Here is a 25,703-nt window from a genome sequence, read left to right as displayed (position 1 = left end):
CGCCATCCGTACCGGAATCGTTACCCCCGCTTGATCAACCGGGTGAACCTCGAAGTCGCCGGTTTCAGCTCCTCGACCTTCAGCGCCATGAGTACCCCGAACGAGACCACGATCCCCACGATGCCCTGCAGGAAGAGCTTGATCCAGGCCCCCAAGGTCGGCCCGAACGAGTCCGGCACGATCTGCCCGGCCACCCAGGCCGCGCCGACGCCGAGCCCGCTGGCGACGACCGTGAAGAGGATCACGCCGATCACCCGCTTGCTCCGCAGGTTACCCAGGGTCACCCAGAGCCACACCTGGCCGAGGATCGCGCCGACGACGAACGTCAGCGCGTTGACCATCATGACGCCGAGCACGACGTTGTCCGGCGACAGCAGCACCGGGCACAGGTACAGCAGCGGCACCTTGACCAGCGTCATCACGATCATGATCAGCGTCGGCGTCCGGGCGTCCTTCATCGCGTAGAAGACGCGCATCTGGAGCATGACCAGCGCGTACGGCAGCAACGCGAACGCCGAGATCGCGAGCGCGTCGCCGAGCCGTTCGGCGGTCTCGATCGTGCCCTTGCCGAAGGTGAAAAGCGCGATGCCGATCGAGCCGCCGACCACGGTCATCACCGCGGAGATCGGGACGAGCATCACCGTCGACATCCGGGACGCGTACGAGAGGTCGCCGATCAGCTTCTTGTGGTCGCCGTCGGCGGCGGCGCGGCTCATCCGGGGCATGATCGCCGTCAGCAGCGAGACGCCGATGACGCCGTACGGCAGCTGGAAGAGCAGCCAGGCGTTGCTGTACGCGGTCACACCACCGGGTGAACCGCTGGTCAGCACGCGCGTGTTGATCGTGTAGCCGACCTGGCTCACCGCGACGTAGCCGAGGATCCACAGCGCGAGGCCGCCGAACTCCTTCATCTGCTTGTCGATGCCCCAGCGCCACTTGAACCGGAAGCCCGAGCGCAGCAGCGGCGGCACCAGCAGGAACGCCTGGGCGATGATGCCGCCCGTGACGCCGATGCCGAGCGTCAGCACCTTCGGGTCGGTGATCGACGGGTTCGCGGTGTCGATGTCGCCCGGCATGACCCAGACGACCATGATCGTGAAGATGACGACCAGGTTGTTGATCACCGGCGCCCACGCCGTCGGGCCGAAGATCTGCTTGGCGTTCAGCACCGCCGAGAGCAGCGCGAACACGCCGTAGAAGAAGATCTCCGGCAGCAGCAGGTAGGCGAAGGCCGTGGTCAGCGACGAGCTGGCTTTGCCGGAGCCGTCGACGTAGAGGCTGGTGAACGCCGGGGCCGCGAGCACCGCGACCACCGTGCCGACCAGCAGCAGCGAGAACGCCACGGTGATGAGCCGCTGGGTGTAGGCCGCGCCGCCGTCGGGCTCGTCCTGGGACCGCACCAGCAGCGGGACCACCACGCTGGCGAGGACGCCACCCATCAGCAGCTCGAAGATGATGTTCGGCATCGTGTTGGCGACGTTGAACGAGTCGTTCGCGATGCCCTGGCCGATGGCGGCGACCAGCAGCAGCTTCCACAGGAAGCCGGTGATCCGGCTGATCAGCGAAGCGATCGCCATCCGGCCGGACGCCTTCGCCAGCGACGGCGCCTTGGCCGGGGCCTCTTCGTCCGGCCTCGGCTTGACCAGCGGCCCCTTGAGCGCCGGCATGACCTGAGTGGCCAGGGCGTCGTACGGGCGCATGACGTCCGGGTCGGCGACCGGCCAGCGCGAGTTCATCGGGACGCCGGCGGTGCGCGGGATGAACCGCGTGGCCTCCGGGTCGGGCGGGCGCTGGGCCTCCTCCTGCCACGGCCGGACCGGCGCCGGACGCCGGGAGCCGCGGCCGCGCGGGGGCACCGGGATGCCGGGCGGCGGCGTCCCGGGAGCCGGGTTGCCCGCGGCCGGCGTGCCCGGCGGCGGGGTCACGGGTGGCGGCAGCGGCGGGGCGGGCTGCGGTAGCCGGCCCTGGGCCGACGGCTGCCCCGGCGGGCCGGGGACCGGCGGCACGGGCTGGACGCGCGTGGGCGCCGGGCCACCGGCGGCCCGGGGCGGCTGCCCGCCACGCGGCGGGGGTTGCTGCGGCGGCGGCCCCGGCGGCGGGACTCGCCGGGCCGGACGCTGCGGCTCGCGGGGCGGGGCCTCGTCGTGGACGGGCCAGGCGTCGCCGGGGGGCAGGTCGTCGCGGACCGGCTGGGCGTCGCGAGGCGGCCGCTGGTCGCGGATCAGCGCTTCGTCGCGGACCGGCCGGCCGTCACGCGGGGGCAGGTCGTCGCGGGGTGGCCGCTGGTCGCGGACGACCCCTTCGTCGCGGACGGGGCGGCCTTCGCGCGGAGGGAGGTCGTCGCGGCCCGGGTGGCCGTCGCGGGGTGGTCGTTGGTCGCGGACGACCGCTTCGTCGCGGACCGGTCGTCCCTCACGGGGAGGCAGGTCGTCGCGGACGGGGCGACCCTCGCGGGGGTGTCCCTCGTCGCGGACCGGGCGGCCGTCGGGGGCGTCGTCGCGCGGGCGGCGGCGTGGTGGGCCGTCCTCGCGAGCCGGTCGCCTCGGCGGTGCGTCGTCGCGCGCGGGCCGCCGGGGCGGCGGGGCGTCTTCGCGGGCCGGGCGGCGGGGTGGGCCGTCTTCGCGCATCGGGCGTTGATCACGGACCGTCGCGTCCTCGGGGGGCGGCATCTGGCGTGTGTGGCCGTTTCGGGGCGGCTGGCGGCGGCCGCGCTCCGGCGGAGGCGGCTGCTGGGGTGGCGGCTGGCGGCGGACCGGCTGCGACGCGCGCGGGGGCCCGTCACCCCGTTGCGGGGGTGGAGCGCCATCGCGCCGAGGACGACTCGCACGCTCGGGTGGTAAGCCCGGCTCTCTCTCCAACGCGTGCCCAATCCTCGGTGCTCGGTCCGGTGCCCGCGGCCCGGTGCCGCGTACGTGCGGACCAAGAGTAATCGGGAACCGCCCGGAACACTCGAAGGCCGAGGGATCAGTCCACCAAGTCGCGACCCGCGCGGGCGTCCTTCACCCGCCGGTAGATGCGCCGGGAGGCCAGCAGAAGTAGGGCCACACCTGCGGCGACGGTCGCGATGATGGTGATCGCGCCGTACTCCGTCGACGTCAGCTCGAACCGCGCGGATGACCCGAGCGGGGTACCGGTGGGCGTGCTCAACGACACATCGACACTGAACCGGCCGGCCCGCAGCGCCTCCACGGGGAGGAAGTACTGCCGGCCGCCGCCCGCGGGGAACGACACCTCCTTGGCTTCGTCCGCGCGCAGGCCCGTGTTGTTGTTGAGCGAGAACCGCGCGTTGATCCCGACCGGCAGGTCGTTCACCACGTACACCGGCAGCGGGGAGTTGCCGGACGCCAGCGCGATGATCTGCTGCGGCTGCCGGACGCTCACCCGGTCGCTGATGGCCCCGATCTCGGCCCGCGCGTTCGCGGTCGCCGCGTCGGCAGGCAGGCCCCGCCAGCCGGTGGAGGCGCCACGCAGCTCGGCCAGCCGCACCGACGCGACGACGTCCTCCGGCTTGACCCGCTTGGTGGGGTCCAGCTGCATCGCGGACGCCATCCCGGTGGCCTGGTCGTCGAGCTTCGCCAACGTCGAGACGACGGCGGGGTCGATGGCCGCGTCGGGGTTCTGGCCGCCGTCGCCGACCGCGCCGGGGCCCGCCGGGTCCGCGGACAGCAGCGACGGGAGCGACTCCGCCGTGACCACCCCGGCGTTGAGGAAGTCGCCGACCTGCTGCAGGTACGCCGTGAGCTCGGCGGCCGGGGCGTCCCAGCGCCGCGGCGGGGCGACGAGCAGGTGCTTCGGGCGCTCCTGCCCGGCCGGCAGGCCGAGACCGGCCCGGAAGGCGAGCGCGCCGAGCCCGTTCTGGCTGGCGATCGCCCGCTCGGTGCTCGCGGCGACGGTGACCGAGTCGGGCACGCTCGGCACGCCGTTCATCGCCGCGGAGATCAGCGAGTCGGTCGGCTGGGCGCGGACCGTGCTGCCCTGCACGGTGACCCCGCCGCCCACACCGGCGGGGGCGAGCTTCGCCGCGTCCGTGAGGACGGTCTTGACGCCGGCCTGGGTCAGGGCGGTGAGCACCGCTTCGTTGAGCGTGCCGTCCGGCCAGAGCACGCCGGTCTGCGGCGTGACGCCGGCCAGCTGCTGGATCGTCGACGCCGCCGCGGCCGCCTGGGCGACCAGGATGGGGTCGCCGGGACGGATCCGCGAGACGGTGTTGAGGTCGGCGTCGGCGAAGGGCAGCGCCACCACGCACCGGCCGGTCAGCAAGGTGCGCAGCGAGGTCAGCCACGTCTTCGCGGTCTGGGCGCCCTTGCCGTCGACGTTCCCGTTCTCGGTGTGCACCTGGTAGCCGCGGCTCATCGAGTCGACGGTGGCCAGCAGGTCCGGGTCGAGCGCGAAGCACATCGACTTCGCGAGGGTCGAGTCGCCGTGCATGGCTGTGGACGCGGAGGTGACCAGCGCGTTCAGCCGGCCGTCGGGGCCGATCTCGTCGGCCAGCCGGTCGTCGCGCAGCACCAGCGGCTGGCCGTAGGGCGCCGCGTAGACCGGGGGGACGCCGCTGGTCAGCGGCCAGAGCAGGGTCATGCTCGGCGCGCCCGCCGACGGGTGCCCGGCCGACTTGCCCGGCCCGGCGAGCACCGGCATCAGCATGCTGACCGCGCCCAGCCGCGCGGGCCCGCCGAACTCCGGCGTGCCGTTGACGTTCACCAGCAGCGGGTAGACGCCGGGGCGGTTGAACTGCGCGGCCTTCGAGCCGGTCAGGTTCACCGTGATGTTCAGCGGCGCGCTCTGCCCGGGCTCCAGCGAGTCCGCGACCGAGCTGAAGTCGGTCAGCGGGGAGTCCTTGATGACGGCGCCCGACAGCACGTCGTTGACCCCGCGCGAGGTCGTGACCCGGTCGCCGACCTGCAGGCGGACCTGCGGCCGGTTGACCTTGCGGTCGCCGGTGTTGGTCACCGTTCCGGACACGGTCAGCGTCGTCGTCGAGCCGGTGACCACGCGCGGGTTGAGCTCGTTCAGCTCGACGCGCAGGCGGGCGCCTTCCTCCGCCTGTGCCACCGTGGCTCCGGTGAGGGCGGGGACGGCCAGGAAGAGGACGGAAAGGAAGGCTGCGGCGAACCGCTTCACTCGGGGGCTCCCTCAGGGGCGTGCTCGTCTCGTCCGTGGACGTCCGGGCGCGCGAAAAGTTCCTTGAGCATCTGACTGGCCTTCCGGACGAGCTTGCGCTCGTCGGAGTAGGCGAGTTTGGTCTCCAGCTCGGCCAGCGGTACCCAGGCCACCTCGGTGACCTCGACGTCTTCGTCGGAGAGCTCGCCGCCGAGCGCTTCGAGCAGGAAGTGGTGGACGGTCTTGTGGATCCGCCGCTTCTCGGCCACGAACCAGTAGTCGATGGTGCCCAGTGGCCGCAGCACGCGCGCGGAGATGCCGGTTTCCTCCTTGACCTCGCGCACGGCCGTCTGTTCCACCGTCTCACCGTCCTCGATGTGGCCCTTGGGCAGCGACCACAGCAGTCTGCCGTGCCGGTCGAGCCGGCCGATCAGCACCGCCTGTTCGCGCTCGGCGTCCACCACGAGGCCACCGGCCGACGTCTCGTCGACCGTGGTCAGGCGCCTGCCGCGCTGACGCCTGCGCCGCCTCCGCGGCTTGGAGGCGCCAGGACGGCCGGCTGATCCAGACATGCTGCGATGCTAGAGCAAACGGTTGCCCCGGTAGGCTGGCTCTCCGTGTCCTGTCCGGTGGTGCCTGTAGTAACCACACCCGAACGTAGTGGGATTTTCGTGAACGACGTGGTCGCCAAGGAGAACGCGGTGGTCGAGCTGATGCGGCTCTCCCCCCTGGCGGACGAGCTGGCCGAGAGGTTCGCCCGGGCCGGGCACCGCCTGTACCTCGTCGGCGGGAGCGTGCGCGACGCGCTGCTCGGCCGGCGCTCCGGCGACCTCGACTTCACCACCGACGCCCGGCCGGACCGGGTGCTGAAGATCGTCAGCGAGTGGGGCGACGCGGTCTGGGACGTCGGCATCGCGTTCGGCACGGTCGGCGTGACGAAGAAGGGCATGCAGCTCGAGATCACGACGTTCCGCGCGGACAGCTACGACCGCGTCGGCCGCAACCCCGAGGTCACCTTCGGCGACAGCATCGAGGGCGACCTGCTCCGCCGCGACTTCACGGTCAACGCGATGGCCGTCGAGCTGGCCACGAAGACGTTCATCGACCCGCACGACGGCTTGAGCGCGTTGCGGGAGAAGGTCCTCGACACGCCGGCGACGCCGCAGGAGTCGTTCGCCGACGACCCGCTGCGGATGCTGCGGGCCGCCCGGTTCGCCGCGCAGCTCGGCTTCACCGCCGCGCCGCGCGTGGTCGACGCGATGACGTCGATGGCGAGCGAGATCGACCGGATCACCGCCGAGCGCGTCCAGGCCGAGCTGTCGAAGCTGCTGCTCGCCGACGACCCGCGGCCCGGGCTGGAGCTGCTGGTCGACACCGGCCTCGGCGACCGCGTGCTGCCCGAGGTGCCCGGGATGCGGCTGGCGATCGACGAGCACCACCAGCACAAGGACGTCTACCAGCACTCGCTGACCGTGCTGGCCCAGGCGATCGACCTGGAGAAGTCGCACGAGCCGACGTCGGAGCCGGACCTCATCCTGCGCCTGGCGGCGCTGCTGCACGACGTCGGCAAGCCGGCGACGCGGGAGTTCCAGCCGGGCGGCGGGGTGAGCTTCCACCACCACGAGGTGGTCGGGGCGCGGATGGCCCGCAAACGTTTGCGGGCGTTGAAGTTCTCCAAGGAGATCATCGACGACGTCTCCCAGCTCGTGTTCCTCCACCTGCGGTTCCACGGCTACGGCAAGGGCGAGTGGACGGACTCGGCGGTCCGCCGGTACGTCACCGACGCCGGCCCGCTGCTGACCCGGCTGCACAAGCTGGTCCGCGCCGACTGCACCACGCGCAACCGCCGGAAGGCGGCGGCGCTGCAGGCGACCTACGACGACCTCGAGGCCCGCATCGCCGCGCTCAAGGCCAAGGAAGACCTCGATCGCGTGCGGCCGGACCTCAACGGCGAAGAGATCATGGAGCTGCTCGGCCTCAAGCCGGGGCCGGACGTCGGCAAGGCGTGGAAGTTCCTCAAGGAGCTGCGCCTGGACCGCGGGCCGCTGGAGCACGACGACGCCGTGGCGGAGCTGAAGAAGTGGGCCGCCGAGCAGGGAATCGGAAATTCCTGACCAACTCACTGTGAATTCCGTGGAAGCCTGGACCTGGACACCGCGGATCGGTGATACTCCCTAACCTCGGTTCACCAACGTGACCAGGGGGTTGTCCGCGCGATGTCCACCGAAGCGCCCGACCCGCCGAAGCAGGCGACCGGGGGCAGCTTCTTCGTGGCGCTGCTGCGGCAGGGCGCGCCCGCGATCGCGACGGCCACCAGCGAGCTCTCCGACGAGATCGGCGACCCGACCCCGATCCACGCGCTGAAGCGGATCTCGAAGATGGCCGGGCCGATCGACCCGAGCCGGCGCGACGGCCTGCTGCTGCGCGCCACGCGGTACGTCGTGCTCATCCCGCTGGCCTTCCGGCTGCTCGCGGTGCCCGGCCAGTTCGGCGTCTTCGCCATCCGGAACGGCTCGGCCGGGCTGCTGCCGGTCGGGGTGTTCACGCTGCTCTCGGTCGTGGTGAACCTGGTCGGCTTCCGCTGGATGTTCCGCTCGGCGCCGTACCGCGGCCGCGACGCGGGGAAGCTGCTGGCGGCCGACCTGGTCTTCACCGTGCTGTCGCCGCTGGTCCTCGCGCTGACCGTCCCGACCTCGGTGTACTTCGACGCGCTGGCGGTCAGCAGCGTCCACCTGCTCGGCGAGGCCGGGCTGCTGACGCTCGCGCTCGGCGTCCCCAGCGGGCTCGTGTTCGGTCTCGCGAGCTTCCCGCTGCGGATGCTCGCGAACTGGCTCAACACCGGGCAGTTCCACGTCGGGGCCGCGTTCTCGACCTTCTCGGCGCTGCTCGCCGAGCTGTTCCTGGCCGCTGCCGCGCTGGTGCTGACCGGGCTCGGCACCCGGCTGGCCCTGGCCTACGGCACCCGCAACGGCCGGCTGGCCGAGCGCGCCCAGCAGCACCGGATGCTGCACGACACCGTGCTGCAGACGCTCGAGGCGATGGCGCTCTCCGGCACGTCGAACGCCGAAGAACGGCTGGTCGAGATCCAGCGGCTCGCCCGGGCGCAGGCGATGGAGATCCGGCAGACGATCGAGTCGGCGGCGTCCGAGCGGGCCGAGGACGGTGCCCGGCCGCTGGGCGAGAAGCTCGCCGCGCTCGCCGCCGAGATGGCGCGCGACGGGCTGCGTGCCCAGCTCGTGGTGGCCGAACTGGACGACGACACGCTGTCGGAGGTCCGGCAGATCGCCATCCGCGACGCCGTGCGCGAGGCCATGCGGAACACGATGAAGCACTCCGGCACCGACCGGGTCGTGGTGCGCGTCGAGGAGCGCGAGGGCGGGATCGCCGTCATCACCCGCGACCACGGCGCCGGCTTCAGCGCGGCCGATCACCCGGCCGGGTTCGGCATCAGCGAGTCGATCACCGCGCGGCTGGCCGAGGTCGGCGGGACGTCGCTGGTCGAATCGGGACTCGCCGGGGGCGGCACCCGAGTGACGCTTTGGGTCCCGTTCTGATATCTCCTGAGGATGACCTCGATCGAGCTGCTCGCCGACGCCCTCGCCGCCCACCGCGCCGGTGAGCGCGACCAGGCCGCCGACCTCGCCGCCCGGGCCGGCCGCGCCGGGTCCTCGCTGGCGGGCGAACTGCACACCTACCTCGCCGGTGACGGCTCGGCGTCGGTGTACGACCAGCCGGGCGCCTTCACGGCGTTCATCCGCGGCGGCGGCAACGTCGGGCTCTACCGGGCGCTGAGCGCGGCACTCGCCGCGCGCTACGACGAGGCGAAGCCGGAATCCCTGCTCGACCTGGGGTGCGGCGACGGCTTGGCCGTCGTGCCGGCGCTGGAGCAGGCCACCCACGTGCCCAGCCGGATCGACCTGGTCGAACCGTCGGCCGCGCTGCTCGAAGGCGTCCACGAGCGGGTGCCCTCGGCCCAGTGCTGGCAGTCGACCGCCCAGGAGTTCCTCGCGCGCGACGACCTCGGCTGGGACTTCGTCCAGTCGACGTTCGCGTTGCAGTCGATCGAGCCGGACCAGCGCGCGGAGGTGCTTCGCACGCTTCAGCTGCGTACCGGGACGCTGGTGCTCGCCGAGTTCGACGTCCCGGAGTACGCCGAAGGCTCGCCGGAGCACCTTCGCTCGCTCGTCGAGCGCTACGAGCAGGGAGTCGCCGAGTACGGCGAAGACGCTTCGCTGGTCGCGCAGGGCTTCCTGCTGCCGGTCCTGCTCGGGATCGTCGACGGGCACGAGCGGACGAACTGGGAGCACCCGGCCACTGACTGGGTCGCGCAGCTGGAGACGGCGGGATTCACCGACGTCGGCGTCGAACCTCTCGCCGACTACTGGTGGTCGCCCGCCGTCCTGATCACCGCGTCGTGATCACACCCGGCTGACGGAACCCGTCTCGAGGTGCTGGGCGAGCGGCCGCGGCAGCAGGTAGGCGACCGCGCCGCCCGGCATCCCGCTCCACGGAGCCGTCACGCCGGTCAGCACCCGCACCGAACGCTGCACCCGGTAGAGCCGCTTCTCGCGCTCGCGTTCGAACGCCAGTGACGTCTCGACGAACCGCGAGCCCTCCGCGTGCACCAGGTTGCCGGTCTCGGGGCCGAACCGGACGACCGTCGTGCCCGGCGGCAGCACGATCAGGCGCTTGCCGCGGTAGAAGTTCAACGGCGGTTCGCCGCGCATCGGCAGGATCGGCCAGTCGGCGGGCTGGTCGGACTCCTCCGCCGGCCGCGGCGGCAGCATCAGCAGCACGCCGAGGAGGAACCGGGCCGCGTCCGCGAGCGAGCCGAACGCCACCGGCTCGTCGGCCGGCGGCCGCGAGACCTCCCAGCCGTTCTCGGCCCGCCGCAGCGTCCAGACGCCGTCGGCGGGGATCTCCTTGGCGCCGATCCGGTAGGCCGCGGCCGGCACGCCGTGCTCGGCGAGCCGCTGCTGGAGCAGCTCCAGCGTCTCCGCGCCCCGCAGGTCGCGCACGTCTTCACCGCGGGCGACGCGGACAAGCGCGCGCTCGTCCGGCAGGTCGGCGGTCGTCTGCGGCGGCCGCGGCTGGCCGAGGACCTCCGCCTCCGCCGTCGCGCGGACGAGGTCGCCGACGAACGGCGGCCGGAACCCGGCCGCGCGGATGTGCTCGACGAGCTCCGGCTCCGGCGGCACCCCGTACTTGCGCAGGTAGTGCGGCACGGCGGCGGGCCAGATCCAGGTGCCGTCGGTGTGGAACGCGTTCGGCACGTCCGGCTTCGCGCCCGGCGCGCCGAAGATGTCCGGCAGCGGCGCCGGCCGGTGCACCGCGACCGGCGACCGGAACAGGTAGTCGAGCACGCCGCGGACCTGGTCCGGCGGCACCGGCGGCCGGGTGACCACCGGGCGCTCGCCCTCGGCGTGCGAGTCGGCGGCGCGGGCGAGCCGGAAGGTGACGTCCAGCGGCAGGCCGGCCTTCGCGGTCAGCCACCCCGGCACGTGCTTCGGCGCCCGCGGGAAGTTCGCCAGCTCCAGCTCGTAGGCGGCGGTCGACGGGCGGCCGCCCTCGTTGGGCGGCACCCGCCAGTCCGGCTCGCGGTCGGCGTCGAAGTCGAAGTCGAACTGCGACTCCGCGTCGAGGGTGAACGTGCCCTGGAACCAGGTGCCCACCTCGGGCTGGAACATCGCGGCGCGCAGCCGCGAGAAGAGCCCGCCGAGCCGCGGTACGGCCGGCAGCGAGACCGACACCGGGCCGTCCTCGTCGCCGACCGCGCGGACCTCGATCTCGGAGTAGTCGCCGACCTGCCGGAACTGCGCGCCGACGCGGGCCCAGCCGCCGGGCACCGTGTGCAGCAGCGTCCGGCCGATGGCGCGCAGCAGCGCGTTCTGGTCGCCGTCGCCCGGTTTCGGCCGGGCTTCCGGTGTCTCGGTGAAGTCCAGCCGCGTCTGCCACAGCGCCGTGACCTGTTTCGCCGGCACGGTGACCGAGAAGTCGGTCAGGCCCAGCTGCGCCGCGCGGGTGGCGTCGTCGCGGACCCAGCGCAGGGTCAGCTCCGGCCGCGCGCCCGGCGCGACCTCGAAGACTTCGCCGTCGTACTCGCCGAAGGTGCGCAGCGTGAACGTCGCCGGCACCTCGCTCGCCGGCACGACCCGCGCCGGCCGGCCCTCGAACTCCTTGTCGAAGCCCTCCGGCGCCTCTTCCTCCGGCAGCACGGAGAGCAACACGGTGCCGTCCGTGGTCGACCGCTGCGCGCGGAACGTCCCCTCGCCCCACGCCGCGTACAGGCCGTCCGGGCGTTCGGCCACCTCTACCCGGTAACGCACGTTTAGTCCTCCCCTGACCCCAGTGTCCCCAGAAAACTTAGTCGACCGGGTACCGAGCGAACCACCGGTCGTCACCCGGCGCATCCGGGCCGAACTCGGTGAGCGCGTCGTCCACCAGGCCGACGATGACATCGCGGAGCTCCAGCTGCTCCAGCCAGCTCGGCCGCAGCGTCTCTTCGCCGTACATCGCGCCGACGAGATTGCCGCAGACCGAACCGGTCGAATCGCTGTCCCCGCTGTGGTTGACCGCCGCGAGCAACGCCGTGTCGGCGTCGGTGGTCGTCAGCGCGACGTACACGGACATCGACAACGCGGTCTCGCCGACGTTGCCCTGCCCGAGCGACTCCAGCTTCTCCGGCGTCGGCGGTCCTTGCTCCGCCAGCGCCAGAGCCGCGTCGAGCGCCGCGCTCTGTTCTTCGTGACCCGGGTGCTTCACGAGCTCGTCCCGTGCGGCCGCGAGGGCGTCGAGCAGCGGTTTCCCGTGCAGCAGCCCGTGGACGAGCACCGCGAAGCAGCCCGAGGACAAATACCCGCTCGGGTGACCGTGGGTCAGCGCGGCGCTTTCGGCACCGAGCTGGAACACCTCGGCGAGGTCGTCCGACCACAGCGCGACCGGCGCCGCGCGCATCACCCCGCCGCAGCCCTTCGAGTTGTTCACCGGGCGTTCGATGGTGCCCCGGACGCCCGCGCGACCGTACGCCTCCAGCTCGCCGAAGCAGGTCAGCCCCGGCGCACGCCGGCTGAACAGCTCCTGGTGGGTGATCAGCCAGCCGTCCGGCGCTTCGACGTCCGACTGCGGTCCGCGCGCCCGGTCCCAGGCGACGCCCTGCGTGTGCAGCCAGCGCTGGTAGGCCAGCTGCAGCGAGTGCACGACGTCCGCCGAGCCGGTCCGGCGCTGCTGGGCGTGTGCCCGGATCAGCGCCTCGAGCGTGAAGAGCGTCATCTGCGTGTCGTCGGTGATCCGGCCGACGCCGCCGTACGCGGGGATGAAGTCGGTGATGCCGGCCGGCCCGGCGATCTCGCGGATCCGGTCGATCGAATCGAACTCGGTCTTCGCGCCCAGCGCGTCGCCGATCGCCCCGGCCAGCAGGCTCCCCCGCAGTCGTGAGCGCAAGTCCGGTCCCTTCGGTTCCGTGGTGAAGCGGCCACTGGGATATCGGCGTTCCCAGCGCGGGTGTTCCGCGGTCTCCGTCTGGAGGCCGTTGCGGTTGAAGTACCAGAAGACGTCGCTGGCGACGTCGTCGAGCAGGCCGAGCTCGGGCAGCGCGGCGACCCACGCGGCGGGCAGGCCGGGCACGCCGAGCCGGGCACCGACGAGCGCCCCGGCGATCGCGCCCGCGACCGGGCCGGAGCGCGCGGCGAGCGTGATCGCCGCTTCCGGGTCGTGGCCGCGCTTGGCTGCCGCGAACAGCGCCCGGCCGAGCACCGACCGGACACTCCGGCCGTCGCCGATGCTCTCCAGCTGCGTCACGTCGTCGGCGTCGCGGTCTTCGCGCAACGCCAGCGTCGAGGTCGCCAGGTCGCCGCCGATCTCCCGCAGCCGCAGGTGGACGGGCAGCGCGAACGTGTCGCGGGTGAGCAGCGCCTGGAACAGCGCGACCAGCAGCTCGACGCCTTCGGCGACGTCGGGGTCGCCGCCGGTCAGCGCGTGGGCGACGTCCTTCGCGTACTGCTCGCCGTCGACGCCGTCGATGGCGACCGCGCTCGCCGGCGTCGCGGCCAAGGCTGTGGCGAGCAACGTCGAGACGTCGTCGGGGGCGAGACCCGCGCGCCGGGTCGCGACCGCCAGCCAGCCGACCGGGTCCGGGAACGGCAGCGTCGCCGGTACCTCGCCGGTCGGCACCGGCGGCAGACCGCGCAGCACGATGTCGGTGTGGAACAGCAGGTGGCGCGTCAGCCCGCCCAGCGCGTCACCGCTTCCCCGCGCGTCGCCGATCGCGAAGCCGACGTACGCGCCGACGATCCGGTGCCAGGCGAAGCGCGCGGCCGGCGTGCCGAAGGCGGAGAACTTCCCGAACGTCCACGGCACCGGCCGCGGGCGCGCGTCCTCGCCGACGTGCGCGATCAGGCCGTTCGCGCCCAGGTCGGCGGGCCATTCCGGGTCCTGGCCCGCCCGCCGTCGGACGCCGTTGCGGTACTGCCAGGCGAACCCGCGCAGGTACCGGACGCAGTCCTCGGGCGACAGCTCGAAGTGGTGGTCGCGGGCGTGGTCGACGGCGTACCGCAGGTGCCGTTCCAGCAGGTCGGGTGGCTCGACGCCGAACTCGGCGACCAGCGCGGGCAGCGCCTCGGCGACCTCGGGCCCGGCTTCCGGCGCGGGCTCGTCGAACCGCGGCCGCCGCTCGCCGGGAGCGGCGCCGGCCAGCTCGGCGGCGGTCAGGCTGCGGACGAGCCCGGTGCCGGGGTCGAGCGTCAAGCCCGTTCCGGGCCGGTCGGCCAGCAGGTCGCGGACGACGACCCGCCGGCGCAGCGGGTACCGCCCGGGCACCTTCGCCGACGAGCTGTACGCGATGACTTCCTGCCCGTTGCCGGGGACCTGGCGCACGAGCGGCTCACCGTCCGGCACCGGCACCAGGACTTCGCAGTCGAGCAGCGCGGTCACGAACTCCGCGCGGCTGATCCAGTTCGCGCCGAGGTAGTTCAGCAGCTTCTGCGCGTCGGTCTCCGGCTGGGGAAACCCGAGCCAGGCCGGGCCCGGGCGGTACTGCTCGTTGGCGCGGCGCGGGCCCGTCGGCTCGCCGAACAGCGTGTACTGCGCCCAGCCGCGGATGGCGCGCACCGGGATGCCGAAGTCCGGGAACGCCTTCTCGTCGAACTCCGGGTCGACGTCGGGTCGCCACTCGACGAAGCCCTCGTCGCTTTCTGTCATGCTCCCCATCCTCGAGCTAGTGCCGCGGGTACCGCTCGATCCACTCGTCGCCGAGCGCGCTCAGCGCCGAGTGCCGGTCGAAGTGCCAGTAGGCGTCCGAAGCGACGTTCTCGACCAGGTAGCGCAGCTCCAGCTGGTCGACCCACTTCTGCGGCAGTCCGGGGATGCCGGTGCGCGCGCCGAGCAGGGCGCCGGCGACCGCGCCGGTGAGCGCGCTGCGGCCGGAGTGGTTGACGGCCCGCAGCAGCGCCTGCTCCGGGTAGTTCTCGAAGCCGGACAACGCGGCGAACGCGCGCCCGAGGACCGAGAGCGTCGACTTGCCGTCGCCGATCAGCTCGGGCATCCGCAGGTCGGGCAGCCCGTGCTCGCCGAAGAACGGCACCGACTCGGCGACCATGTCCTTGATCGCCGTCCACTCCGGACCCTGCTGGAACTGGTTGTCCGGGTTGAGCACCTCACGGCTCAGGTTCCAGATCGGGAAGCTGAACGCGTCCTTGGTCAGCGCGTGCTCGAACAGCCAGGTCAGGTAGGTCGCGGCGGCCAGGTCGGGCTCGGTCGGGTGGGTGACACCGGCCAGGTCGCGCACCGCCTGGCGCGCACCGCCGCTCAGCCCGCTCCCGGGGCCGGCCATGGTCAGCGCGGCGGGCAGCGCCGGGATCAGCGCGGCCGGGCCGGTCATCGGCGGCGCGCTCCCGGCTTCCGTCGCGAGCTGGTGGTAGGAGTTCAGCTCCACGTCGTCGGCGTCGCGGCGGGCGTGCAGGTCCGCGACCTGGACCAGCCAGCCGTCCGCGTCCTCCAGCGGCGCGCCCTGCGTGCGCAGCCAGCGCTGCAGCGCGCCGCGGACGACACCGGGGAAGAGCTGCTCGGCGTCGCGGGACTCCGGCTGTTCGCGGTGCGGGCTGCGGATCGCGGCCTCGGTGTAGAACAGCAGCCGCTGCGTCAGCGAGCCGATCCGGCCCGGCTGGTCGAACGCCGGGACCAGGTCGGTGACGCCCTCGATGCCGAACTTCGCGTGGATGTCGTGGAGCGGCATCCGGTCGACCGCGGCGCCGAGCGCTTCGCCCAGGGCGAAGCCGACGTACGCGCCCGTGACGCGCTGCCAGCCGTAGCGGAAACCGTCGAGGTCCCGCTCGAAGTACTTGCCGAAGGTGTCGAGCCGCGGCGTCGCGCGGCCGGCGTTGTCGTACGTCGGCGCCAGCCCGTTCGCGCGCAGGTCGTTGGGCTTGCTGCGCGGCGGCTCCGGCATCTGCATCCGCTTCAGCCACGACTCGCCGAGCACGGTCTTCGCGCACTCCTCGGCGGTCAGCTCGTACCCGCGCCGCCGCGCCTTCTCGGCCGCGGCGAGCGGCGGCTTGACCGGATCCGGCAGGCCCATCCGCGACGCCGTGTCGGTGGCGACGCGGATCAGGTCCTCTTCGGCCTCCGGGCAGCGGCCGTGCACGTCGATGCGCGGCTCGTGCCGCGGGAAGCGCTGGACGATCCCGGCGAGCTCGCCGCTGGAGACGTCCTCGATGGTCGTCGGGCCGCCGTTGATCACCAGGTTCGGCGGGTGCTCGAACTCGGCCAGCGTCGCGACGTCGACCTTCCACCAGCCGTGCTCGCGCGAGGGCAGGTGCCGGGTCGAGCTGAACACCTTGAGCTCGTTGCGCTCCTCGGCGAAGTAGAACCGGTCGGTCTTGCCGGTCTCCAGGTCGAGCGGGATGAACACCTCGCACCGGATCAGGCCGATGAGCAGCAGCTCCCGCGTCAGCCAGCCGACGCTGGCGAACGACAGCAGCGTCTCGAGGGTGTTCTCGGGCTTCGGGTAGCCGCGGCGGATCGGGCCCGCCTTGTACTCGGGGTTTTCGCGCTCTTCGCCGGTCTGGTTGCCGTCGGCGTCGACCTTCACCCAGCCCGCGACGGCCTGCAGCGGCACGCCGAGCTCACCGAGCCCGGCCTTCACGTACTCGGGGTCGACGACCTCGCGCCAGTTCTCCTGGCCGGGGAACGCCACCGGCACCGACAGCCCGCCGGGGTGCGGGTGCGCCTGCCGCAGCTCGCCGTCCGGCTCGCGCACGACGACCGACGGCGGCGGGAAGATCTCCTTCTCCGGCCGGCCCTCGTCGAGGAACGCGATGGTGTTGTAGGGCACCGACCAGCCCTCGGGGATGCGCAGCACCTTCTCGGTGTCCACCCGGAGCCCGGCGGGACCGGAGACGTCCGGACCGTGCACCGCGCGCAGCCACTGGCCGACCTTGGCAATCGCTTCCGCCGCTTCCACCTACTCGATCCTCTCCAGGCTTCCGTCGGACTCGTGCTCGGCGATCGTCTTCGGCAGCACGAAGGCCACCGCACCACCCGGCAGGTTCGCCCACGGAACCGTGATGCCGGTGATCACGTGCAGAGGGCGTCTCAGCCGGTAGCTCCGCCGTTCCCGCTCACGTTCCAGCGGCAGCGACGTCGTGGCGAACCGTACCTCGCCGTGGTGCACGAGGTTGCCGGGTTCCTCGCCGAAGCGCAGAACGACCGTACCCGCCACCAGCCGGGTGATGCGCTTGTTGCGGAGCAGGGTGAGGGGAGGCTCACCCGGAGCCGGGTGGACCGGCCAGTCGTCGAGCTCCTTGGCGGTTTCGAGCGGGGTTTCGTGCCCGGCGGTCATCCGGGCGGGGTGCAGCAGCAACGCCCCGAGCAGCTGCTGGGCGGCGTCTTCGAGCCGCGCGAAGTACTTCGGCTCGCGGGGCTCCCCGCCGGCGTAGGCGGCGACTTCCCAGCCCTCGGGAGTGAAGTTGAGGCACCACGTGCCGCCGGCCCGGTCGCCGACGCGGTAGGCCTCCGGCCAGACGCCGTGCTCGCCGAGCCGCTGGACCAGCACGATCAGCAGTTCCTCGTCGCCGAGCTGGGGGTCGGGCGTGGTCTCCAGCTCCGCGGCGACGTCCCCGCTCGTCTTCTTGACGTCCGCGCGGCTCGGCTTCGGCCGCGGCTCGCCCCGCAGGTCGGCCTCGGCGGTCCGGCGCACCAGCGGCTCGACGTACGGCGGCTGGAAGTGCTGCCGGCGGATGTGCGCGACCAGGTCCGGCTCGGGCGGGATGCCCTGCTCGGCCAGCAGGTCGGCCACTGACGACGGCCAGATCCACGCGCCGTCGGTGTGGAAGCGCTCGTCGCCGTCTTCGTGGACGACGGCCTCGCGTTCGAGGTACTGCAGCACGAGCGGCACCTCGGTGTCGGTCAGCGGCGGCCGCTCGACGTCCGGGCCGCCGGCGTCGGCGTGCCGGAACACCACCCCCAACGGCAGCTGGGCGCGCAGCCGCCACCAGTCGGGGATGTGCTCGTCGGCGCGCGGGAACGCGGCGAGCTCCTCCGGGTAGGCGGCCGAGGGCGGCGCGTCCGTCCACACCGGATCGTCGTCGAGCGCGAAGTCGAAGTCGAAGGTGCCGTCCGGGGTGAGCGTGAACCGCGCCTGCAGCCAGGTGCCGCGGTCCTCGGTGTACATCCCCTTGCGCAGTCGGGTGAACAGCTCGGCGATGGCGTCGGACGTCGTCGCGTTGTGGCCCTGGAGTTCCGCGTGCGTCCCGACCTGCCGGAAGTCGACGGCGGCCGGCCCGGCGGCGTCGGTCCGGAGCTCGCGGACGAGCTTTCCCAGCTGCACCAGCACAGTGCGCTGCTCTTCGGGCGAAAGTCGATGTTCCACGTGAATCATTTCGCGAACACCGAGGTGAAGGTGAAGGTCGGAGCCTCGCCGGCGTCGCGGCGGGCGAACTCGTCCTCCCACATCTTGAAGGTGCGCCGGTACAGCGATTCGATCAAGGCGCGTTCCTCCTTGGTGATCTTGCGGTGCTCCTCTTCGGTGGCGGCCCAGATCGCGTCGATGGTCTGGTAGAGCGCGAAGATCGGCCCGTCACCGCGGAGGTAGTTGTGCCGCTCCTCCTCGGTCCGGCGCACGAACCGCTCCCAGGTGAGCTTCACGATCTCGGCTTCGTGCCCGAGGAGCACGTCCGGGACGTGGTCCGGCTTCTCTTCGAACGCGCCGGTCTGCCAGTTCAGGATGCGACCGGTGAGCCCGCCGTCGGGCGTGCTGTCGACCACGTAGGTGTGGTCGTAGTACTCGAAGTAGGACGGCGTCTGAACCATTAGAGACTCCCCTGCAGCGCGTTCCAGAACAGCTCGCGTTCGCGCTTGATCAGCCCGTCGATCAGGGCCTGTTCCTCGGTCGTGAAATGGGGCCGCCCTTCGGCCTTCCTGAGTGCCTTGAGGTCGCGCCGAACCTCGTAGAGCGAGTGCTCGTACGCCGAAACGTCATCGAGGGCCTTGACGTGCAGCCGCAGTTCGGCGACGTGCCCGTCGATGCGCACGCTCATCTGCAGATCGCGGTAACCGGCCTCGGCGGGGTTCGCGAACCGGTCCTCGAACTTCACGATGTCCAGCTCGGGGTGCGCGGCAACGCGTTCGAGCGCCGCGTACGCGTCCTGTACCCGCTCGAACTGGATCATCGCCCCGGCCAGGTCGATCAGCCTGGAGGCATCGCCGCCGTAGTCGGCGATCTTGTCCATGGCCCGGCCGAGCGACTTGGGACCGGGCCGGAACCCCGGGGTCCCGTTGGTCTCCGCGGCCAGCGGCGGCAAGGTCCGTTCCAAGACCGCCTGGGCGCGCGCTGCCTCCTCGTAGCGGTGCCCGAGGTACTCCCGCGTGTAAGCCTCGTCTCCCCGCATGGCCGGGTCGAACGGGGCTTGCCGGCGGTCCTTCGGCGGGTGCTCTCCGGCTTCTTCGGTGACCCGGCCGGCGACCTCGTGCTGGTCGTGCGTGAGCGGGGTCGGGTCCGCGTCCGGGCCCACCGGCTCGGCGTCCGGGTCCGGGTGGTGCACCTCGTGCACGGCGTCGGCGAGGATCGGGATGGCCTCGTCGTGCAGCAGCAGGCTGGCCATCGTCTCCGGCTTGCGGAGCAGCGAGCGCGTCAGGAACTCGTTGGCCGGATCGTGGAGCAGGTCCACGAACTCGGGGTGCTCCGCCAGCCGCGTCCGGACGAACTCGCCGATCGGCCCGAGGTTCTGCGGGTTGCCTTCGTGGTCCTTGACGATCAGGTCGTTCGTCGCGCCGTCGAGCGCTTCGGCAATCCGGGGCTGGGCGAGGAGCTCGTCGAGCCGGGACTGCGGGGCGCTGCCGTAGCCGCCGTGGTCCGTCGTCTCGGCGTGCTCGGGCTGGATGTGGACCTCGTCCGGCGTGCCGACGTGCATCAGCTTGATGCCCTTCGGCGGCTGCGGCAGGTGCATGAGGTCGCCGGACTGCGGGTCGATGAACGCGACGCCGTCGCGGGTGTGCACGACCATCGCGACGTGCCCGTACTCGACGCCGTTCGGGCCCTCGTACTTCACCGCGACCACGGCGTGGTGGTCGAGCGGCCGGTCCCGCACCTCGCGGATGACGTCGTCGTAGCTGCCGCGCTCGGAGAACGTCTCGCCGAACCGGCCCTCGAGGTGCTCGAGCGTGCCGCGGGTGCCCATCTCGTGGAAGAGGATCGGCTCGGCCGTCATGTCCCCGCCGCGCAGCCGGTCCATGTACGCCTCGGGCGCACGCGTGCAGTTCGACATGTACCCGTTTTCCAGCGCGCCCGGCTGGTGGAAGCCCGGGTTGACCTCGCGCAGGTGCGGGTGCCGGTCCTGGACGTAGGCCGCGCGCTCCGCCGGCGTCGCGGCGCCGGCGTGGATGGCGGGTTCGAACGGCGGGTTCGTCGCCCGCGCCAGGTGTCCGTAGTCGGGCTGGAGGGTCGGCTCGACGGGCGTTTCGTGCGTGTCGAGGACGTCGCTGACCTGCGGGTGCTCCGGCGTGGAGACGTGCTCGGGCTCGCCGAAGCCGCCGAGGCGCTCCATCAGCGCGGCCTGCTTGCGGCGTTCGAACTCGGCCGCGTTGTGCTCGTTCTCGGCGCGGCGCTCGGCCATCTTCTGCTGCGCGGCCTCGGGGTCGAGGTAGCGCGGGTGGCCGGGGCCGATCTCCTCGGCCTCGATGACCCACTTCCGGCGGCCCTCGGGCGTGAGCTCCAGGCGTCGCTCGTGCACCAGCAGCTGCGTGCCGGGCGGCGACAGCGATTCGCGCTCGGACGGGTTCTCGGCGAGCTTCGAGATGTCCCGGAGGTTGTCCGAGCGGACGTGCAGCTCGACGTCGTCGCCGAACTTGCTGGTCGAGAACTCGTCGGTCTTGATGGACGCGCTGGAGAACGACGGCTCGACGACCACGTCACCGGGGTTGTACGGCCCGGCGACGAGCTCGGCCAGCCGCGGGTCGCCACTGACGTCGAAGGCGCGGATGGTCTCGCCGGACGTGCGCGGGACCTGGTTGAGGCCGTCGGTGATGGCACGGGCGTTCGCCTGGGCGAGGTCGAAGCCGGGGTGGCCGGGGCCGCGGCGCAGGGCCTCGTTGACGTCGTAGGCGTACTCGCCGCGGGTGTAGCCGTGCACCGCGACGGCGCCGTCGTCGGTCATGGCCATCCCGGCGGCGTCGCGGCGGGCGAGCGCGCGGTCGTGGATGTCCTGGTGGATGCGCTCGTCGCCGACCGCCCGGCGGATGCTCTCGTGGTCGGCCGGGGTCCCGCGGTGGTCGTCGTCGAAGAGGTAGCCCTCGTCGTGCGGCAGCCGTTCGGGCGTGGGGTTGAGCCGGTCGGTGATGCTTTCGTGCTGGCCGAAGGGCAGTTCGCGGATCCCGGTGGCGTCGTGCGGCAGCTCGGCGAGCCGTCCGGTGACGGGATCGGCGAAGAGGACCCCGTGCTCGGTGTGCACGGCGGCGACCAGCTGTTCGTGCCCGCCGTGCTCGAAGGCGACGGCCGACCGCGCGCCGACGGGACGTTCGCCCAGGTCGCGCGCTACGTCGTCGAAGCTGTCGCGGCCGCTCCACGGCCCGCTGAGGCTTTCCCCGCGAGCGGGCCCGGCGACGACGTCCTCACCGTTCATCCGCCGGTCGAAGGCGGTCATCGACTCGGCGGCGTTGGTCCGGAAACCGTGCTCGCCCGGGCTGTAGTGGTTGCGGGTGTTGATCGCAGCGAGTTCGGGAACGGCGTCGCGCACGAGCCGCGCGTGCTGCTGCGGAGTCTCGACGGACCCGGCGTGGAGCACGGGCGTCCCACCGGGCGTCAGCGGTTCGGCCAGCTGCGACCAGCCGCCTTCGGGCGCGTTCGTGGCCGGCGGACGCCTTTCGACGGGCGGCGGCGCGTCGTCGTCCCCACCGAGCAGCTTGAACAGGTCACCGGACGGCTTGAGGTGCGGGTACTCGGCGTAGAACTGCTCGTCCTTCGCGGCCTGCTCCCGCTCGAAGCGTTCCTCATCGGCGCGTTCCTGGGCCCGCCGCTCCTCGATCGCCTCGTGGGAGTCGGTGCGGTACCGAGGATCGCCGGGCGCGATCTCTTCGGCGTGCACGACCCACTGCGGCTGGTCCCGGGCGCCGGGGCGGTTCTCGAAGTCGGGGTGCTGAGGGTGGCCGGGGCCCATCTCGACCCCGGTGATCTCGAACTGCGACCCGGCCTTGAAGAGCACCTCGCGTTCGCGCCCGATGCTGGCCATGGCCTCGACGTCGCGGCCGGTCTTGGACTCGATCCGCATCTCGACCTCACCGGCGAAGGTGCTGCGCGGATGCTCCGCGTCGACCTTCGACGAGCTGAGGAAGGAGGGTTCGGTGATGTGCGCGCCCTCGTGGAACCGTCCGAGGAAGGCCTGGAGCCGCGAGGGATCACCGTGGAAGTCGACCCGCCGCGAGACGGTGCCGACGTGCGGAGGCAGCTCGTTGAGCCCGGAGACGAGCGCCCCGGCTTGCGGCGCGAGGTCGACGAGCTCGGGACCGCCGAGCCGGAGGGCCCGGTTGAGCGGGCCGACCATCTCGTGCCGCGTGTAGGCGTGCACGGCGAAGGCACCGTCGTCGGACATGCCGGGGTGGAACTCGTCCCGCTTGGCGAGCGCCTCGCGGTGGACCTGTTCGTGCCGCCACTCGCCGGTGGACGGGCTTTGCCGCCCGGAGTCCATGAAGGTGTCTTCGATCCGAGCGATCCCGGTCGGATCCTGGGTCCGGAAGGCAGGGTCGGCGAGGTAGGGCTCATCGGGAACCTGCCCGTACGGCTCATGCTCACCAACCGCCGGCGCGCCTTCTTCGCCGTGGGTGGAGCTGTCCGGCTCGGCGGCTTGTTCGCCTTGCTGTTCGTGCGGCTCGGCAGCAGTCCCGTGCTGCTCACCCGGCCGTTCCGCGACGGACACGTCTTGCCGCTCTGCGGTGGGCGCCTGCTGTTCGGCTGACCGCTCCGCGGTGGGCGCCTGCCCGGCGGCGTCCGGTTGCCGGGTCGGGTGCGCATCCTGCTCGACCGGCCGCTCGGCCACCGGCGTCTGCTCCACCGTGCGCCCATGCTCGCCGGCCGGTTCCGTCGGCCGTTCGTGCGTCGCTGCCTGGTCAACCGGTCGTTCGGCAGCGGCCGCGTCCTGCCTGCTCGGCCGCTCCACGGCGGGCGTCTGCCGCTCGCTTGCGGGCGCGTGCTCGGTCGGCTGTTCGTGCGTCGCGGGCTGTTCGGCAGCGGGCGCGTCGGGGTCGACCGGTAGCTCGGCTGCCGGCCTGTTCCTGGGCGTTTGCTCTGTCGGCCGGTTCTGGGGCTGACCGTCCGCGGGCCGCTCCTGGACCGGGGCGTGCTCGTTCGGCTCCGGCGTCCGCGGCTGCTCGAAGGCGCGCGGCAGGTGCTCCTGCGGCGGACCGAACCGCGGCGGCGGAACCTGCGGCGGTCCCATCGGCCGCGGTGGACCCACCCGCGGATCGTGCGGCGGCCGGCCACCCGGCGGTGGCGGCATCGGCGGCCGTCCGCCGGGATGGGGTCCCGGCCCCTGCGGCCCGCGCGGCTGGTTCGGGTACCCCGCGGGACGCTGCCCACCAGGCATCCCCGCATGCGCCGGACCACCCTGCGGCCCCACCGGCGGCCGCGGCGGCATCCGTCGCGGATCGTTCGGAGACAGCCCACCCTGAGGCGGCTGCCCACGATGCGAGGTGTGCGGAGGCTGCCCACCGTGTGGCACCGGTCCACCGTGCTGCGGCGACCCACCTTGCGGCGACTGTCCACTGTGCGGCGGCGACCCCTGCGGCGACTGCCCACCGTGTGGCAGTTGCCCACCTTGCGGCGGCTGCCCACCACGATGCGACTGCCCACCGTGCGGCGGCAACCCCTGTGGCGGCTGTCCGCTGTGCGGCAGCTGCCCACCCAACGGCGCTTGACCTCCCGGCGGCCGCTGGCCACCAGGCGATGCCTGGCCACCTTGCGCTTGTCCGCCGTGCGGCTGGCCACCCTGCGGGTGCCCACCGTGCGGGACTTGCCCGCCCTGCTGCCCGCCGTGGGACGCCGGCCCTCCCTGAGGCTGTCCGCCGTGCGGGTGCCCACCGTGTGGGGCCTGGCCGCCCTGCGGCTGCCCGCCCTGAGCCTGGCCGCCGTGCGGTTGCCCGCTGTGCGGTGGCGGACCGCCCTGCGGCGGCCGCCCACCCGGCGGCGCCCCCGGTTGCCCGCGCATCGGCTGGCCCGGCGGCATCCGGCGCGGGTCTTGCGGTGGCATCCGGCGCTGCTGGTCGTGTGGTGGCTGACCGCCGTGCGGGCCCTGGGGTGCTGGGCCTCCCGCACGTCCTGGACTGCCGCCCGCGTTCGGCATTCCGGCCGGTGGGGGCGGTGTGAATCCGCCCTGGGGCGGGCCCTGTTGTGGCGACGGTCCGTGCTGGAACGGCGCCGTCCCCCCATCGGCCGCGAATGGCTGGTTCGTGCCGCCCGTGAAGCCGGCCGCTCCGACGTTGTCTTGGGGGCGGCCGCCGGTCTGGCGTCCGGGCTCCGGTGGGGCCATGCCGTAGCCGCCGTTCGACGGTGCTCCCGCCGAACTCGGCATCCCCCCGTGCGACGACGCCGGCTGCGGTGCCGAACCACCGGACTGTGGTGCCGAACCGCCCGAAAACGAACCACCTGGTGACGGCGCCGAGTTAGCCGACCCACCCGATGACGGCGGCACCCCACCCGTCGAAGGCGCTCCTCCGCCCACCGGTTGGCTCGGCGGGGCCGGGGCCGGGGACTGTTGCTGAGGTGCCGGACCATCCGCCGCCCGGGCTTCGGCCTGCTGCTGGGGCGCCGGGCTGTCGGCCGCCGCCCTTACCTCGGACTGCTGGACGTGGTCGGCACTCGGACGCGGCCCGTCGGACTGCTGGGGCACGTCCGCCGTCTGCCGCGGCTCGACGGACTGGCGTTCCGGTCCACTGCCCGCGCGCTCGGGTTCGCTGCGGGTCTCGGACGCCCCCTCGTACCGCGGTTCCTCACCGCGCGACTCCGGTTCGGGCGAAGGTTCCTCGCCCCGAGACTCAGGCTCGCTCCGCGACTCAGGCTCGGACGACGGCTCCCGCGAAGACCCCTCCCCCCGCGACTCAGGCTCACTCCGCGAACCAGACTCCGAAGACGAACCAGCCCCACCCGCATCCCGCGGAATGTTCGCCTCGTGAACCGAGTGCAGCTGCTCCTTCGCACCCCCGACGGCGCCCCCGACCGCCCCGCTCGAAGCCCCGGTCAGCAACTGCTCCGGCGTCAGCGACCCCAAATCCCCGGTAACCGCCGCCTGCCCGACGGTCTGCGCAACCCCCTCGACCGCCCCGCGAGCCCCGGCCCGCATGGCCGCGTCCGCGACCTGACCACCGGCAGAATGCGAAAGCCCCTCGGTGGCCCCGCGCCCGATGGACCCCGAAGCCGCGCCGACCACTCCGCCGACCGCGCCCGAGATCGCCGCGTCCGAGGTCTTCGACCAGTCCCAGTTCTGGCGGTCGCCCTTCGCCATCTGGAGACCCTGGATGCCCGCGTCCATCCCCAGGTTGATGGCCTCGTTCTTGAGGATCTCCATGCCGATCTTCTTGAGACCCTGCTTGAGCAGCTTCTCCAGCAGCTCCTTCGCGACCTGCTTGAACCCCTGCTGCGCCAGCTTCTCGAGCAGCTGCCGGAACAGCATCTGCACGGTCATCCGCGTCGCGACCTGGGCCGGCGCGATGCCCGCCGTCGAACCGCCGAACGTCACCGCCGCCGCCGCGATCATCGCCGCGATCTGGGCCGCCAGCACGATCAGCGAGATGATGATCATGTACTTCGTGTACTCGACGTCCAGCGCCGTCTGGTCGCACGAGTCCCCGAGGGCCTTCGTCGCGTCGGCCAGCTGCTTGAAGTACGCCTCGTCGCCCTCGACGAACTTCTTCCACTGCTCGACGAACGCGTCGGCGCCGTCGCCGGTCCAGTTGTCGCGGATGCCGGACGCCGCCTGGTTACCCGCCTCCGAAGCCGGGGCGATCGCCGAAGACGCCGTGTGCCAAGCGTCGCGAAGGGCGCGCAGCTTGGTCTCGTCGCCTTCCGGCCAGCTCTCCCCGACGACGATCGGCAGCAGCCACTTGACCGCGTCGGGCATCTCCATACC

The 25,703-nt window shown here is 72.6% G+C and carries 12 protein-coding genes; 3 read left to right on the top strand and 9 right to left on the bottom strand.

Going from position 1 to position 25,703, the window contains the following annotated elements:
• Window positions 1-20: 20 nt before the first annotated feature.
• The 3 genes from murJ to QSK39_RS11960 all read right to left on the bottom strand — a co-directional run bounded on the left by murJ (window position 21) and on the right by QSK39_RS11960 (window position 5,672).
• On the bottom strand, window positions 21-1,925 hold the full coding sequence (murJ, locus tag QSK39_RS11970) for a murein biosynthesis integral membrane protein MurJ (protein ID WP_285478004.1): 1,905 nt from the start codon (window positions 1,923-1,925) through the stop codon (window positions 21-23).
• Between the two features lie 1,039 nt (window positions 1,926-2,964).
• Window positions 2,965-5,121, bottom strand: coding sequence for a DUF6049 family protein (locus tag QSK39_RS11965; protein ID WP_285477671.1), 2,157 nt, complete (start codon window positions 5,119-5,121; stop codon window positions 2,965-2,967).
• Window positions 5,118-5,672 (bottom strand): NUDIX hydrolase, encoded by a 555-nt coding sequence (locus tag QSK39_RS11960; RefSeq protein ID WP_284743449.1) that lies wholly within the window; start codon window positions 5,670-5,672, stop codon window positions 5,118-5,120. The genes QSK39_RS11965 and QSK39_RS11960 overlap by 4 nt, the downstream gene beginning before the upstream one ends.
• 99 nt (window positions 5,673-5,771) lie before the next feature.
• Between QSK39_RS11960 and QSK39_RS11955 the strand changes: the two genes are divergently transcribed.
• The 3 genes from QSK39_RS11955 (at window position 5,772) to QSK39_RS11945 (ending at window position 9,518) form a co-directional block, all read left to right on the top strand.
• On the top strand, window positions 5,772-7,214 hold the full coding sequence (locus tag QSK39_RS11955; protein ID WP_285477670.1) for a CCA tRNA nucleotidyltransferase: 1,443 nt from the start codon (window positions 5,772-5,774) through the stop codon (window positions 7,212-7,214).
• A 102-nt stretch (window positions 7,215-7,316) separates the two neighbouring features.
• Window positions 7,317-8,654 carry a sensor histidine kinase gene (locus QSK39_RS11950; RefSeq protein WP_285477669.1) on the top strand — a complete coding sequence of 446 codons (1,338 nt, stop codon included), beginning with the start codon at window positions 7,317-7,319 and terminating at the stop codon, window positions 8,652-8,654.
• 12 nt (window positions 8,655-8,666) lie between these two features.
• Complete coding sequence (locus QSK39_RS11945; protein WP_285477668.1) at window positions 8,667-9,518, top strand: class I SAM-dependent methyltransferase; 852 nt, start codon at window positions 8,667-8,669, stop codon at window positions 9,516-9,518.
• On the opposite strand, the gene QSK39_RS11940 is transcribed toward QSK39_RS11945, so the two are convergent.
• From QSK39_RS11940 to QSK39_RS11915, 6 genes are read right to left on the bottom strand one after another with little or no spacing between them, the layout of a single operon-like run.
• Window positions 9,519-11,426 (bottom strand): TNT domain-containing protein, encoded by a 1,908-nt coding sequence (locus QSK39_RS11940; RefSeq protein ID WP_285477667.1) that lies wholly within the window; start codon window positions 11,424-11,426, stop codon window positions 9,519-9,521.
• Window positions 11,427-11,463: 37 nt separating this feature from the next.
• Window positions 11,464-14,295: an ADP-ribosylglycohydrolase family protein gene (locus QSK39_RS11935; protein WP_285477666.1), complete on the bottom strand. Its 2,832-nt coding sequence runs from the start codon at window positions 14,293-14,295 to the stop codon at window positions 11,464-11,466.
• Between the two features lie 16 nt (window positions 14,296-14,311).
• A complete protein-coding gene (locus QSK39_RS11930; protein WP_285477665.1) occupies window positions 14,312-16,555 on the bottom strand; it encodes an ADP-ribosylglycohydrolase family protein in 2,244 nt (747 codons plus the stop codon).
• Window positions 16,556-17,971 (bottom strand): glycohydrolase toxin TNT-related protein, encoded by a 1,416-nt coding sequence (locus QSK39_RS11925; RefSeq protein ID WP_285477664.1) that lies wholly within the window; start codon window positions 17,969-17,971, stop codon window positions 16,556-16,558. It abuts the gene before it with no gap.
• The gene (locus QSK39_RS11920) at window positions 17,968-18,402 is read right to left on the bottom strand and encodes a hypothetical protein (RefSeq protein WP_285477663.1); all 435 of its coding nucleotides are present in this window, start codon (window positions 18,400-18,402) and stop codon (window positions 17,968-17,970) included. Before QSK39_RS11920 ends, QSK39_RS11925 begins: the two co-directional genes overlap by 4 nt.
• The gene (locus tag QSK39_RS11915; RefSeq protein WP_285477662.1) at window positions 18,402-25,700 is read right to left on the bottom strand and encodes a WXG100-like domain-containing protein; all 7,299 of its coding nucleotides are present in this window, start codon (window positions 25,698-25,700) and stop codon (window positions 18,402-18,404) included. The genes QSK39_RS11920 and QSK39_RS11915 overlap by 1 nt, the downstream gene beginning before the upstream one ends.
• Window positions 25,701-25,703 lie beyond the last annotated feature (3 nt).

Source organism: Amycolatopsis sp. NBRC 101858 (genome assembly GCF_030269325.1).
In the GTDB taxonomy this organism is placed as follows: Bacteria; Actinomycetota; Actinomycetes; order Mycobacteriales; family Pseudonocardiaceae; genus Amycolatopsis; species Amycolatopsis ponsaeliensis.
The sequence above is the reverse complement of the archived record's forward strand: the minus strand, read 5'-3'. Positions and strand labels throughout refer to the sequence as shown.

Coding starts and splice junctions, on each gene's coding strand:
- QSK39_RS11935 (WP_285477666.1), bottom strand. CDS start 14,295: ATGACAGAAAGCGACGAGGGCTTCGTCGAGTGGCGACCCGACGTCGAC.
- QSK39_RS11960 (WP_284743449.1), bottom strand. CDS start 5,672: ATGTCTGGATCAGCCGGCCGTCCTGGCGCCTCCAAGCCGCGGAGGCGG.
- QSK39_RS11950 (WP_285477669.1), top strand. CDS start 7,317: ATGTCCACCGAAGCGCCCGACCCGCCGAAGCAGGCGACCGGGGGCAGC.
- QSK39_RS11925 (WP_285477664.1), bottom strand. CDS start 17,971: ATGATTCACGTGGAACATCGACTTTCGCCCGAAGAGCAGCGCACTGTG.
- QSK39_RS11920 (WP_285477663.1), bottom strand. CDS start 18,402: ATGGTTCAGACGCCGTCCTACTTCGAGTACTACGACCACACCTACGTG.
- QSK39_RS11915 (WP_285477662.1), bottom strand. CDS start 25,700: ATGGAGATGCCCGACGCGGTCAAGTGGCTGCTGCCGATCGTCGTCGGG.
- QSK39_RS11945 (WP_285477668.1), top strand. CDS start 8,667: ATGACCTCGATCGAGCTGCTCGCCGACGCCCTCGCCGCCCACCGCGCC.